The organism is Pelotomaculum isophthalicicum JI, assembly GCF_029478095.1.
In the GTDB taxonomy this organism is placed as follows: Bacteria; Bacillota; Desulfotomaculia; order Desulfotomaculales; family Pelotomaculaceae; genus Pelotomaculum_D; species Pelotomaculum_D isophthalicicum.
The window spans coordinates 13,289-27,095 of the sequence record NZ_JAKOAV010000011.1; the positions used below are offsets into that span (position 1 = coordinate 13,289).

Below are 13,807 nucleotides of genomic sequence, written 5' to 3' on the forward strand. Positions count from 1 at the left end.
GGGGAAAAGATGTATTTTTTTGGCAAACACGATTGGCGTACTTTCGAGCGGGGTACTGAAAAAGAGTGGCTTGTCACTAATGGTATTGGCGGTTACGCTTCCAGTACGATCATCTGCGCCAACACCCGTAAATACCACGGATTGCTGGTTGCCGCTCACAATCCCCCCGGCAACCGGATGGTGCAGTTGGTTAAGTTGGACGAGCGATTTGCATCCGGCGGGCATACTTATAATCTTGCCACGAACAGCACCGGTTCCGGGGTAAGCGAATCGGGCTATATCCACTTGCGACAAGTTGAAGTCGATCCTTTTCCTGCCTTTACCTACAGTTTTACTGATGTAACCCTAAAAAAAACAATTTTCATGGTGCACGGACAGAATACCACTGTGATTTTATATAAAATCACGAACGGGGCCAGCCCCGGCGTTTTACGTTTAATTCCCATGGTCAACTGCCGGGGCTACCATTTTATTACTTACGCGGACCAGATTAACTTTACTCAGAAGAGAATCAAGGGCGGTGTTTCGGTAAAAGGCCGGGAGGAAGTGCCCCCGTTGCTGCTCACTATCAGCGACGGCGCTTACATTCCTGGCGGCAACTGGTTCAGGGGTATGGCTTACCTTGAGGAGAAAGAGCGCGGGGAAAATTGCTTCGAGGATCATTACATGCCTGGCTCTTTTGAGGTGCCCATTGCCGCGGGTGAAAACAAAACTGTGGCGGTGATCGCCTCGACAATCGAACTTGACAACCCGGCCGGCGAGAAGTTGCTTGAAAGAGCAAGGGGCCGGCAGCGGGATCTGGAAAATCTGGCTGGTTATGACGAAATCCTGACCCGTGAACTAGTGCGGGCGGCGGACGCTTTTATCGTCCGGCGCGAATCAACCGGAGCCAAAACTGTGATTGCCGGTTATCCCTGGTTTACCGATTGGGGCAGGGACACAATGATCGCCCTGCCGGGGCTGACCCTGGTAACAAAAAGGTTTAATGACGCGCGGGATATTTTGTTGACCTATGCGCGGCAATGTAAGAAGGGACTTTTGCCGAACTGTTTTCCGGATGGGGATGAAGCTCCGTTTTATAATACCGTGGATGCTTCCCTCTGGTATTTTCAAGCGGTCTACAAATACTTGGTTTACACCGGCGACCTGGAGTTTATCCACGAACAGATTTATCCTGTGTTAAAGGACATAATCCGCTGGTACATAGACGGGACCGACTACAATATCTTTATGGACGAAGACGGCCTGTTGAATGCCGGGAATCCAGATGTTCAGTTGACCTGGATGGACGCCAAGGTTGACGGATGGGTAGTAACACCGCGGAACGGCAAACCTGTAGAGGTCAACGCCTTATGGTATAACGCCGTCTGCGTGCTGGAAATTCTGGCCGCCATATATGGGGAGCAACCGGCTCACCATGATTTGATAGGCAGGATTAAAGAAAGCTTTACCGGCAGTTTCTGGAGTGAAAAAGAGGGATATCTTTGCGATGTGATATCACCTGAGGGAAAAGACTGGAAAGTCCGGCCGAACCAGTTGCTGGCGGTCAGCCTGCCATACAGCATGCTGACCGGAGAACAGGCGCGCCGGGTCGTGCGCAAAGTCTGGCGGGAGCTTTATATCGCTTATGGCATCCGCAGCCTTTCCCCGGAATCTGGTGAGTACAAAGGGGTTTATACCGGGGACCGGTTTCAGCGGGACAGCTCGTATCACCAGGGGACTGCCTGGAGTTGGCTGATGGGGCCTTTTGTCACCGCCTACCGCAAGGCCAACAACTATAATACAGCCAGTCGCGAGCAGGCATATCGTTTCCTTGAGCCTTTCCGCAATCATTTGCGCGACCGTGGTGTTGGCCAGGTTTCTGAGATATTTGACGGCAATGAGCCTGTAGTTCCAAAGGGCTGTTTCGCCCAAGCCTGGGGGGTTGCCGAGGTGCTGCGGGCTTATGTCGAAGACGTGCTGGAAATCCGGCCGCCGGCGCTGGAAAAAATAGAAGCGTTAATTGCAAACCGCTGAAACCATAACTGTAGTTCCTTTGAGCAACGTCAAAAATTTTTCGAATTATTGCAGTTTTCCTTATTCGACATTATAATAAGAGTATTTTAGGAATAAAAACCGTGTTTTTCTAAATTTGTCCCAATTTTGAGAGGGGGTATGGTTACGCAAAGACTTGTTATTGTTACCGGTTTGTCCGGAGCCGGCAAAACTCAGGCTTTACACAGCCTGGAGGATCTGGGGTTTTTCTGCGTTGATAACCTGCCCCCGGCGCTAATTCCGAAATTTGCCGAGCTCTGTGCACAAGCGGCCAATAAAATTAATAAAATAGCATTAGTTGTAGACATCAGGGGCGGAGAGTTCTTCGATACCTTCTTTGAAGTATTGTCTGACCTCGATGCCAGGGGGATCAGGTGTGAAATACTTTTCCTCGAGGCTTCAAACGAAACACTGGTGCGGCGGTTTAAGGAGTCCAGGCGGCGTCACCCCTTAAGCACGTATGGGGAGGTGCTGGAAGGAATACAGGAAGAAAGAAGCCGGCTTCAAGATTTGCGGGGCAGGGCGAACAAAATAATTGACACCTCAAATATGGCGGTTCAGCAGTTAAAAGAGGTGATAAACGGCATTTTTGCCGACGGCGCCAGTGCCTCCGGGCTGCATATCACGGTTATTTCGTTTGGTTTTAAATACGGAATACCCCTTGATTCGGACCTTGTGTTCGATGTCCGCTTTCTGCCTAATCCGTACTACCAGAATAACTTGAGGCCTTTTACCGGCAACGACGCGGTAGTCCGTGAATATGTTTTCAGTTCTCCGTTGACGAGTGAATTTATGGGGAAATTTTCAGATTTGGTCCAGTTTCTTATCCCGCAGTATTCCAAGGAAGGTAAAACCACTTTAATGATTGCTGTTGGGTGCACCGGGGGCATGCACCGTTCAGTAGCCCTGGCCAACCGGCTGGGGGAAATATTGTCCGAAAAGAATTTCCGGGTGACTGTGCGTCACCGGGATATCAACCGCTCAAAGTAATATGGGAGTATCACAAGAAGATGATCATAATCAAGTGGCTCTATCCGGGCATGCGGGTAAAACGCTGGTTATTCATGGCTCTGGCGGGATTGGTGCTTGCCGCGCTAGGGATTGACTTGTTTACCGGCGGCAAGGTTTTTAGTGACATAGCCTATTCTGTTCATCAGCTGGAAAAGAGTTTCATTTTTAAGAGCTACAATATAGTTACCGGTGTCTTAGTTGTCTCCATGGGTTTAGTTGTAATGATCATCGGCCTGTTAAAAGCATTTCAGTCTGTAGCCTCTGTGCTCTTGCCCGGACAGGAAGGCAGAGTGGCTGAGTTTATTTACGAGAAACGCAACCTTAGGCGCGGACCCAAAATCGTGGTGATCGGCGGAGGCACCGGGTTGTCTGTGCTGTTAAGGGGATTGAAAAAATATACCAGCAATCTGACAGCCATTGTCACTGTGGCTGACGACGGAGGAAGTTCCGGCCGCCTGCGGGGTGATTTAGGTATTTTGCCGCCCGGAGATATACGCAACTGCCTGGTAGCTCTTGCTGATAAAGAACCATTAATGGAAGAGTTGCTGCAGTATCGTTTTACAACTGGTGAACTGGCTGGCCATTGCATGGGCAATCTGCTTTTAGCCGCGCTGACCGGAGTGACCGGGAGCTTCGACCAGGCGGTGCGCGGGCTTAGCAAGGTTCTGGCCGTACGCGGGCGGGTGCTGCCGGCAACTTTGTCGAATATCACATTGTGTGCTGAGCTGTTAGATGGGACAGTGGTACAGGGAGAGTCCAGCATCACCCGGTGCCATGGTAAAATAAAAAGGGTATTTACCAAGCCGCAGCGCTGCCTGCCGTTAGTCGAGGCGCTAGCCGCCATCCAGGCGGCCGACGCTGTTGTCCTGGGGCCAGGCAGTCTTTACACCAGCATCATTCCGAACTTGCTGGTAAAGGGGATTCCCGAAGCTCTGGCCAGGTCTTCGGCTATTAAAATATATGTCTGCAACGTTATGACCCAGCCGGGCGAGACGGATGACTATACCGGTTCGGAACATCTACGTGCGATTATAGCCCATGCCGGAAAATTTCTTGACTACGTTTTGCTTAACACCGGTCAGATTCCGGCCAGGTTACGCGTCCGCTACCGTCACGATGGAGCCAGTCCTGTGTTAGCGGACCTGGAGAAGATTGAAGAAATGGGTGTAACCGCGGTAGGCGAAAACTTAATTCACGAGATAGATGTTGTGCGCCACCACCCGGATGAACTCGCCCAGGTGATTCTGCGTTTGATCTTACCTGCCAACGGGCCGCAAGAGCGTGTCCACTTTTTACATGAGCACCGGAAGAATGTTCACGACCAGAAGCTTTCCGGCGTGAAAACACATTAATTTAAAAAATGAACCGGAATTATAATCACGAGGCGGGAAACCCCGTCTCTTTCTTCATTATATATGTTATAATACATTTAAAAGAAAGAAGGTAAGTTGTTTGTCTTTTTCGGTGGCAACAAAAAATGAGCTGGCCCGCGTTACCGGCCGGCAGTCATGCTGCCGCCTGGCCGAATTGGCTGCCTTGATCAGGATGGACGGCAGTATTCAGATCAGCGGAGGGCGGCTTGTGTCACTGAATATTTCCACTGAAAACGCCGCAGTCGCAAGAAAAATACTATCCATGATCAAGGGTTTGTTTGACATTCATACTGAAGTACTGGTGCAAAGAAAAACCCGCCTGCGCAAAAACAATGTGTATTTGGTGCATATTCCTCCCCAGCCGGGAGTAAACATGCTCTTGAACAGGTTGGGAATGATTGACCGGGACGGCCGTTTGGTTAACGACATACGGGAAGACCTGCTGAAGAAGGAGTGTTGCCGCCGCGCCTATCTGAGGGGGGTTTTCCTCGGCGGCGGTTCAGTGAATAGCCCCGAGGGCAATTATCACCTTGAACTAATTACAGATAACGAGAAACATGCCGGTTACATTGGCAGGTTAATGCAAAAATTGAGACTGCCGGCTAAATTAAGTGAAAGAAAAAACTGGCATGTTGTGTACTTGAAAGGCAGTGAACAGATAGTCCGTTTTTTAAATATTATCGGCGCCCATTCCGCGCTGCTCAACTTTGAGAATGCCAGAATATACAAGGATATGCGCAACCAAGTCAACCGTCTGGTAAATTGCGAAACGGCCAACTTAAACAAAACTGTTAACGCATCGGTCCGGCAGTTGGAAAATATCAAACTCGTGAGAGATACAATGGGTTTTGAGCACATTCCTGTTTCCTTGCGTGAAGTAGCTGAGTTGCGGGTTAAATACCCTGATGCGAGTCTTAAAGAATTAGGGGGGTTTTTGCAACCTCGCTTAAGCAAGTCCGGTATTAACCACCGGCTGCGGAAAATTGAAGAAATAGCTGATAATATCAGAAGAAAAAAGTTCTAATGATAAGTTATTTTGAGATATGGTTGGTGCTCATGAAATAATTACCTGCCGAATATCATGAAATGTCAGATTGTTTGGCAGGAAAAAGCCTTTACTTTAGTGAATCTATTATTTAAGAAAAAGATCTCCAGGGGCGTGGACTTTAATGCAGATGGGTTATAATCTTAACTTGGAACAGACCCAAAAATTACTCATGACACCCAAGTTGTGCCAGGCTATTACTGTGCTGCAGCTTTCTTCCCTGGAACTCTCCGCGTATATTGAACGGCAACTTGAAGAAAACCCTCTTCTAGAGTTGCGGGAGGACGGGGAGGACGGTGTGTCTGATGACGTGGAAAAGCACAACGAGCCGGAAACGGAAAAGCAGGATTACGGATTTAATTGGGAAGATTATTTTGTGGATCAGTACTATGACGGCAGGGACGGCGGGAATATCCAAAAAGAGAGACAGCGGAAACAGATGGGATATAGTTACGAGAAATTCCTGTCTCAGACACCTACCTTGTCTGAACACCTCCTGTCGCAGTTGAATTTAACCTCGTGCTATGGTATGGATAAGTTAATCGGGGAATATTTGATCGGCAACATTGACGACAATGGTTATCTGAGAGTTTCCCTCGCAGAAGTGAAGGAGCGGTTAAATGTTGCCCCGAACAGAATTGCTAAAATGTTGAATTTAATACAGAGTTTTGAGCCGGTGGGAGTTGGCGCCCGGAACTTGCAGGAATGCCTGTTGATTCAGATTGAGCGTTTAGGTATTAAAGATGAGGTTACTAATGAATTAATCAACCACCATTTAACAGACTTGGCTAAAGGGAGGCTTGCCAAAATAGCCCATGATCTGGGGGTGTCGATACTTGAGGTGCAAGAATCCTCAGACCTGATAAAAACGCTTGACCCGAAACCAGGCCGCAATTTCACCAGCATGAACGACGCGTGTTATATTATACCCGATGTTGTCCTGGAAAAAGTGGGGGGAGAGTATATCATCCTGGTGAACGATGTAACCGTTCCACGGGTAACAGTTAACTCGGCTTACCGGTCTGTTTTGAGCAAGGAAAAAAATTTTGATTCCGACACCCGCCGTTTTGTTGAAAATAAGCTTAATGCGGCTGTTTGGTTGATCCGGAGTATTGAACAGCGGCGTTTGACTTTGTACAAAGTTGCCAGTTGTCTGGTTGAACTGCAGAGAGATTTTCTGGAGAGCGGTATTAAGTACCTAAAGCCCCTGAACCTGAAAAAGGTCGCTGAGATGGTTGGACTGCACGAGTCAACGGTAAGCAGGGCCACATCTAATAAATATATCCAGACACCCCGTGGTGTTTTTGAAATGAAATGTTTCTTTTCGACCGGGTTAAACAACGATGCCGGGACAAAAATATCAGCCGGGAGCATAAAAAAATTGCTTCAGGAGATTATCGCCGGGGAAGATAACAGGTATCCTTTAAACGACCAAAAGATCGCCGAAATTTTTAGCCGGAGAGGAATACAAATTTCCAGACGCACTGTGGCTAAGTACCGGGACGAACTGAGTATACCGGCGGTGCAGAAAAGAAAAAGATACTAAAATAGTAGTCAGGAGTCAGTAGTCAGAATTCAGAATATTTAAAAACGATAGATCTTTTTCTCATTCTGACTCCTGACTCCTGAATTCTGAATACTAGAGCAACTTCCGGGGTATGGCAAAAGTCGTGCCCCAATTTTTTATGGGAAATTATATTAAAGAGAAGGAATTTGAAAAGCAAATGAAGAATAAAGTATGTAATAATTAAATAAAATAGGTTCAATATGGCACACTAATGAAGGGAGTGGGTAACACTAATGGGTGTGAAAATTGGGATTAATGGTCAAGGACGGATTGGTCGCGATCTATTAAGGGGCGCCCTGAAGCGCCCGGATATTGATGTCGTAGCGGTTAACCACAAAACCCGCCGGCTTCCAGTTTCAGAGACTTATGCGGAATCAGTCGCGCACATGATTAAATATGATTCAGTGCATGGCGTTTATGACGCAGATATTGCAGTTAAAAATGGAAACTTTGTTATTAACGGGAAGGAAATCAAACTGTTTGCGGAAGGTGATCCCGCAAAACTACCATGGAAAGAATTGGGTGTTGACATAGTTCTTGAGTCCACCGGCAAATTTAACAACCCGGCAGAGGCGGCAAAACACCTGCAGGCAGGGGCTAAAAAAGTCCTCCTGAGCGCCCCGGCCAAAGGCGGAGAATGCTTAACGGTAGTTATGGGCGTTAATGAGGGCACGTATGACCCGGCGCAGCATCACGTGGTTTCCAATGCTTCCTGCACAACCAACTGTCTGGCGCCGGTGGCTAAAGTCCTCAATGATAAGTTTGGCATTGTCAAGGGTGTTATGACTACTGTACACGCTTATACCAATGATCAGCAAATCCTGGATATGCCTCACCGGGATACACGGCGTGCCAGAGCGGCGAACCTTTCTATTATACCCACCAGCACCGGCGCCGCTAAAGCGGTGGGACTGGTGCTCCCGGAATTGAAGGGTAAATTAAATGGTTTCGCAATGCGGGTGCCAACTCCGAATGTGTCTGTCGTGGATCTAGTGGTGGAATTGTCCAAGAAAACTAGTGCGGAAGAAATCAACGCGGCTTTTAAAGAAGCTTCGGAAGGATCCCTGAAAGGAATTATGGAGTACTGCGAACTGCCGCTGGTTTCAATAGACTTCAACGGCAACCCGCACTCGACTATTGTTGACGCGCTTTCAACCATGGTCATCGAAGGGAATTTGGCCAAAGTAATAGCCTGGTACGACAATGAGTGGGGCTATGCCCAGCGGTTGCTGGATCTGACTTCCTATGTTGCTTCTAAAGGCTTATAGGGCGTAAATGAGGTCGCGGTGTTGCCCGCCGGCAAACCGCGACTATTTATATAAGGAGGTGTATGTAAAATAGCCAAGAAAACTGTGCGTGACCTGGATGTAGCCGGCAAACGGGTGCTGGTCCGGGTGGATTTTAATGTTCCGGTGGATAAAAACGGCCAGGTGTCCGACGATACCCGGATCAGGGCGGCCCTTCCCACTATTAATTATCTTCTCGAAAAAAAGGCTAAAGTCATTCTGGCTTCACATCTCGGGCGCCCCAAGGGAAAAATAGACGACAAGTACAGGATGGACCCAGTAGCCAAGCGGCTTTCGGAATTGCTCGGGTTCCCGGTCCAAAAAGTGGACGATTGTATTGGTGAATTGCCGCAGGCCGCTATTGGCAATATGCATGGCGGAGATGTGGTTCTTCTCGAAAACGTCCGGTTCCATCCCGAAGAAGAGAAAAATAACCAAGAATTTGCCCGGAAACTGTCCGAGTTGGCCGATATTTATGTTAACGACGCGTTTGGCACAGCCCACCGCGCCCACGCTTCCACCGAAGGTGTGGCTAAATTTTTGCCTGCAGTGGCCGGCTTCCTTATGGAGAGCGAACTGTCGGCGCTCGGCAAACTCCTGGCAGAGCCGGAAAGACCGTTTGTGGCTATTATGGGCGGGGCAAAAGTCTCCGATAAAATAGAAGTTATCGCAAATTTATTAAACAAGGTCGACAGCCTGATCATCGGCGGCGGAATGGCCAATACATTTTTAAGCGCTATTGGCTGTGCTACCGGCAAATCGCTTCTTGAGGCGGACAAGGTCGAGTTGGCGAGAAACTTGATTGAAACAGCCAAGAGCAGGGATATAGATTTCCTGCTGCCGGTGGACGTGGTAATCGCGCCGGAAGCTTCGCCGGACGCGGAGCGCAAAACCGTACCGGTCAGCCGTATTCCGGACGACTGGATGGCGCTGGACATCGGGCCGGAGTCCGCGGAACTTTTTGTTGAAGCCATTAAATCAGCTAAAACCTTGGTGTGGAATGGTCCCATGGGTGTCTTTGAAATAGAGCCTTTTGCCAAAGGTACGGAAGCTGTGGCCAACGCGCTGGCCGCGATAGACGCGACAACCGTAATCGGGGGCGGAGATTCGGTGGCGGCAGTGAAAAAAGCCGGAGTTGCCGACAAGATGACCCATATTTCCACCGGCGGGGGCGCTTCCCTGGAGTTTCTCGAAGGCAAGCAGCTTCCCGGGGTAGTGGCTTTACTAGATAAATAGCAAATTCCAGTTAATGATCGGGGGCCTGACAGATGACAATGAAACGAAAGCCCATTATTGCCGGGAACTGGAAAATGTATAAAACGGTTTCCGAAGCTTTGGCGTTTGCCCAAGAATTAAAGCGGGCAGTGGACGGAATCAAAGAAGTTGAGGTCGTCGTGTGTCCGCCTTTTACTGCCTTGTATCAAGTGTCCGAGGCGCTGCGCGGCACCGGAATCGGGGTTGGCGCGCAGGACGTGTACTGGGTGGACGAAGGCGCTTTTACCGGTGAAGTATCACCTAAGATGTTGAAAGACGCCGGCTGTTCATATGTAATCATCGGTCACTCCGAGCGCAGGCAGTTCTTCGGAGAAATTGACGATAACGTTAACCGCAAGGTTAAAGCCGTATTAGAAAGCGGCTTAACCCCGATAATGTGTGTGGGTGAACGGATCGAAGAGCGAGAGTCAGGTATTACTGAAAAAGTTATTAGAACTCAAACCGAGGCGGGGCTGGCCGGCTTGGCGGCTGACCAGGTGGCCGGTATGGTAATCGCTTATGAGCCGGTTTGGGCCATTGGGACGGGAAAAACCGCTTCGGACGCGGACGCTCAGCAAGTGATCGGGTTTATCCGCGGTCTGGTGAGTGATTTATTCGGCGCTGACGTGGCGGCAAAGGTGCGTATCCAGTACGGCGGCAGCGTAAAGCCGCAAAACGCCGCGGGCCTGATGGCGCAGCAGGATATCGACGGCGCCCTGGTTGGCGGCGCCAGTCTGGATGTGCCAAATTTTTCAGGTATAGTAAAAGCAGCCGCCGGAGTTTAGCTCTTGTTCCGACGTCCGACTTCCGACGACTGACGACCGAAACCGGAGGTTCTTGATTTGAAGAAAGATAGAAAACCCCTGGTCCTGGTAATAATGGACGGCTGGGGTCTCGGTTCCAGGGTTGAAGGCAACGCCATTGCCGTTGCCAATACGCCAAATATGGATAGTTACCTGGCCGGCTGTCCCCACTGTACCCTCGTTTGCTCAGGTGAGGAAGTCGGCTTGCCTGAAGGACAAATGGGCAACTCCGAAGTGGGGCACTTGAATATCGGCGCCGGCCGGGTGGTCTACCAGGAATTTACCCGGATAAACCGGGCAGTCAGGGATAAAAGTTTTTTTGAGAATGAAGTTTTGCTAGAATCCGTAAAACACGCCAAAGAACATGGTACAGCGCTTCACTTGATGGGACTGCTGTCGGATGGCGGGGTGCACAGCCATATCAATCATCTGTTTGCCCTGTTGGATCTGGCGGCGCGTGAGAACCTCGACAAGGTGTTTGTCCATGCCTTTCTTGACGGGCGGGATGTGCCGCCTGCCAACGCCAAAGAATATTTTACCCTTCTCAAAGCCAAGTTGGATGAACTTGGCTTTGGAGCGGTGGCGACGGTAATGGGCCGTTATTACGCCATGGACAGGGACCGCCGCTGGGAGCGTGTTGAACAAGCGTATAACGCCATGGTTTTCGGTGAAGGGTTTCAGACAGAAACTCCGTTTGAAGCGGTAGACCTGGGGTACGGCAGGGGAGAAACAGATGAATTCATCCGGCCGACGGTAATCACGCGGGAGGACGGTAGGCCGGTGGCTAAGGTTTCCGATAATGACGCCATAGTATTTTATAATTTTCGCCCCGACAGGGCGCGCGAGCTGACCCGCGCTTTCATAGACGAGGATTTTGACGGCTTTATCCGCCGCGACGGATACCCGAAGGTGCATTTCACCTGTATGACGCTTTACGATAAGACCATTATAGCGCCGGTCGCTTTTAAACCCCAGACGCTGGATAATACGTTAGGACAGGTGCTAAGCGACAACGGAATTGTTCAGCTAAGGCTGGCGGAGACGGAAAAATACGCGCATGTGACGTTTTTCTTCAACGGTGGCGTTGAAACGCCCAACCCGGGCGAAGAGAGAATTCTTATTCCTTCTCCCAAAGTGGCGACTTACGACCTGAAGCCGGAAATGAGCGCGTTTGAAGTTACCGATAAATTTTTAGAACAACTAAATACGGACAAGTTCGGTGTAATCATCATGAACTACGCGAACGCCGACATGGTCGGGCATACCGGTGTTATGGCCGCGGCTGTCAGCGCGGTGGAGACCGTGGACCATTGCCTCGGCAGAGTGGTCCGGGCTGTGCTGGAAAAGGACGGCACCGCCCTGATCACGGCGGACCACGGCAACGCTGATGAAATGGTCGATGAAAATGGCGAGGTTTTTACCGCCCACACCACAAATCCGGTGCCCTTTTTGATGATCCGCCGCGATGTGGCAGGGGTTTTTCTGCGTGACGGAAGCCTGGAGGACATTGCCCCAACCATGCTTGAACTGCTGGATATTTCCAAACCACCGGAAATGACCGGTAAATCACTAATTTCAATACACTAGTACAATTAGATAAGGGGGAATACCTGTGTCCACAATAATTGAAGACATTTACGCCCGTGAGATTCTTGATTCCCGCGGCAACCCGACCATCGAGGTGGAAGTAGTTCTGGAAAACGGAATAATGGGAAGGGCGGCCATTCCGTCCGGGGCGTCGACCGGCGCCTATGAGGCAGTTGAATTAAGGGATGGCGACAGCAAGCGGTATAATGGCAAGGGAGTGCTGAAGGCGGTTGAGAATGTCAACTCCATCCTTGCTCCTGAAATAGCCGGATACGATGCGACTGATCAGGCGGGTATCGACCGGGCCATGCTGGAATTGGACGGGACACCGAACAAAGGCAAGTTTGGCGCCAACGCCATTTTAGGCGTGTCCATAGCAACGGCTAAAGCCGCCGCGGAAGCGGTGGGCCTGCCTCTCTACCAGTACCTGGGGGGCACGAACGCCAAAGTGCTGCCGGTGCCGCAGATGAATATCCTGAATGGCGGCAAGCACGCGGATAACAACGTAGATATTCAGGAATTTATGATTATGCCGGTGGGCGCCGCAAATTTCGCCGAAGCTGTGCGGATGAATGCGGAAGTGTACCACATGTTGAAAAGCGTGCTGAAAAAGAAAGGGTTGAACACCGCTGTCGGCGACGAGGGCGGCGTGGCGCCGATGCTTGGGTCAAATGAGGAAGCGCTGGCGGTGATCATTGAAGCGATTCAAACCGCGGGTTACAAGCCTGGTGAGGAGATTGCCCTGGCTATCGATGCCGCCGCGTCAGAATTTTTCAAAGACGGCAAATATGTTTTGGCGGCCGAAGGGAGAAGCCTTACAGCGGCTGAGATGGTGGACTATTACGCCATGCTGGCGGATAAGTACCCGATTATATCCATTGAGGACGGCCTGGCCGAAGACGACTGGGACGGCTGGAAGTTGCTCACCGACCGCCTGGGCGGAAAAATTCAGATTGTCGGCGACGACCTTTTTGTCACCAATACGGAGCGGTTGTCCAGGGGCATCAAGTCTGGCACGGCAAATTCAATCTTGATTAAGTTAAATCAGATCGGCACCATTACTGAAACGTTGGACGCCATTGAGATGGCCAAGCAAGCCGGCTATACCGCTGTTGTTTCCCACCGTTCCGGTGAGACGGAGGATGTAACCATTGCCGACCTCGTGGTGGCGACCAACGCCGGGCAAATAAAAAGCGGCGCCCCCTGCCGCACCGACCGGGTAGCCAAATACAACCAACTGTTAAGGATTGAGGAAGAATTGGGCAGCCTGGCCGTTTATAAAGGAAAGGGAGTTTTTTATAACATAAAATAGAATTAATGTGTCATGATCACTATGAATAATTATGCATAGTCCGGGGGCAGGTGTTAATGTCCCCGGCAGCTTATTTTTCCCTATAATCCGGTAAGCCGGGGATAACTGGCGTGGACTAAATAATTGTCTTATTGCGATTGTCAGTTATTTCACGGTGTGATATAATAACTTCGGTTTATTGACCGCTGAACCCGGTATTGCTATGTATTTATTATCATTATTTTAAAGGGGATTCAAGACCTGATAAGGAGGTGAACTATGTAGTGAAGATCGCAGTGACTGCCCTGCATGTCATTCTTTCTGTCGCACTGATCGCGGTCGTAGTTCTGCAATCCGGCAGGAGCGCCGGTCTGTCCGGATCAATCGCCGGTGGTGCGGAAACACTATTCGGTAAAAAGAAGGGGCTGGACGAGCTGCTGGGGAAAGTCACTATCGTGGTAGCAGTATTATTTGCGGCTACCGCTCTAGGTTTGGTTGCCTGGAAGTAGATTTTGGGGCAGACAAAAGAATTTTGGGAGAAGAGGAGGGTTAATAA

Annotated in this window: 11 protein-coding genes; all 11 read left to right on the forward strand. The window is 50.0% G+C overall.

Translation table 11 applies throughout. The annotated features are described in order from the left end of the window. The first annotated feature begins 9 nt into the window (after positions 1-9). Positions 10-2,016 carry an amylo-alpha-1,6-glucosidase gene (locus tag L7E55_RS07360; protein WP_277443472.1) on the forward strand — a complete coding sequence of 669 codons (2,007 nt, stop codon included), beginning with the start codon at positions 10-12 and terminating at the stop codon, positions 2,014-2,016. 138 nt (positions 2,017-2,154) lie between these two features. Further along, complete coding sequence (gene rapZ, locus L7E55_RS07365; RefSeq protein WP_277443473.1) at positions 2,155-3,024, forward strand: RNase adapter RapZ; 870 nt, start codon at positions 2,155-2,157, stop codon at positions 3,022-3,024. A 20-nt stretch (positions 3,025-3,044) separates the two neighbouring features. Further along, complete coding sequence (locus L7E55_RS07370; protein WP_277443474.1) at positions 3,045-4,397, forward strand: gluconeogenesis factor YvcK family protein; 1,353 nt, start codon at positions 3,045-3,047, stop codon at positions 4,395-4,397. A gap of 100 nt (positions 4,398-4,497) precedes the next feature. Further along, positions 4,498-5,442 (forward strand): DNA-binding protein WhiA, encoded by a 945-nt coding sequence (whiA, locus tag L7E55_RS07375; protein ID WP_277443475.1) that lies wholly within the window; start codon positions 4,498-4,500, stop codon positions 5,440-5,442. A 145-nt stretch (positions 5,443-5,587) separates the two neighbouring features. Next, on the forward strand, positions 5,588-7,009 hold the full coding sequence (gene rpoN / locus L7E55_RS07380; RefSeq protein WP_277443476.1) for an RNA polymerase factor sigma-54: 1,422 nt from the start codon (positions 5,588-5,590) through the stop codon (positions 7,007-7,009). A 254-nt stretch (positions 7,010-7,263) separates the two neighbouring features. Continuing rightward, positions 7,264-8,298 (forward strand): type I glyceraldehyde-3-phosphate dehydrogenase, encoded by a 1,035-nt coding sequence (gap, locus tag L7E55_RS07385; protein WP_277443477.1) that lies wholly within the window; start codon positions 7,264-7,266, stop codon positions 8,296-8,298. 69 nt (positions 8,299-8,367) lie between these two features. Continuing rightward, positions 8,368-9,552: a phosphoglycerate kinase gene (locus L7E55_RS07390; RefSeq protein WP_277443550.1), complete on the forward strand. Its 1,185-nt coding sequence runs from the start codon at positions 8,368-8,370 to the stop codon at positions 9,550-9,552. A gap of 38 nt (positions 9,553-9,590) precedes the next feature. After that, the gene (tpiA, locus tag L7E55_RS07395) at positions 9,591-10,355 is read left to right on the forward strand and encodes a triose-phosphate isomerase (RefSeq protein ID WP_277443551.1); all 765 of its coding nucleotides are present in this window, start codon (positions 9,591-9,593) and stop codon (positions 10,353-10,355) included. A gap of 57 nt (positions 10,356-10,412) precedes the next feature. Then, positions 10,413-11,960, forward strand: coding sequence for a 2,3-bisphosphoglycerate-independent phosphoglycerate mutase (gene gpmI / locus L7E55_RS07400; RefSeq protein ID WP_277443478.1), 1,548 nt, complete (start codon positions 10,413-10,415; stop codon positions 11,958-11,960). 25 nt (positions 11,961-11,985) lie between these two features. Next, positions 11,986-13,272, forward strand: coding sequence for a phosphopyruvate hydratase (gene eno, locus L7E55_RS07405; RefSeq protein WP_277443479.1), 1,287 nt, complete (start codon positions 11,986-11,988; stop codon positions 13,270-13,272). 263 nt (positions 13,273-13,535) lie between these two features. Then, a complete protein-coding gene (gene secG / locus L7E55_RS07410) occupies positions 13,536-13,760 on the forward strand; it encodes a preprotein translocase subunit SecG (protein WP_277443480.1) in 225 nt (74 codons plus the stop codon). Positions 13,761-13,807: the final 47 nt, after the last annotated feature.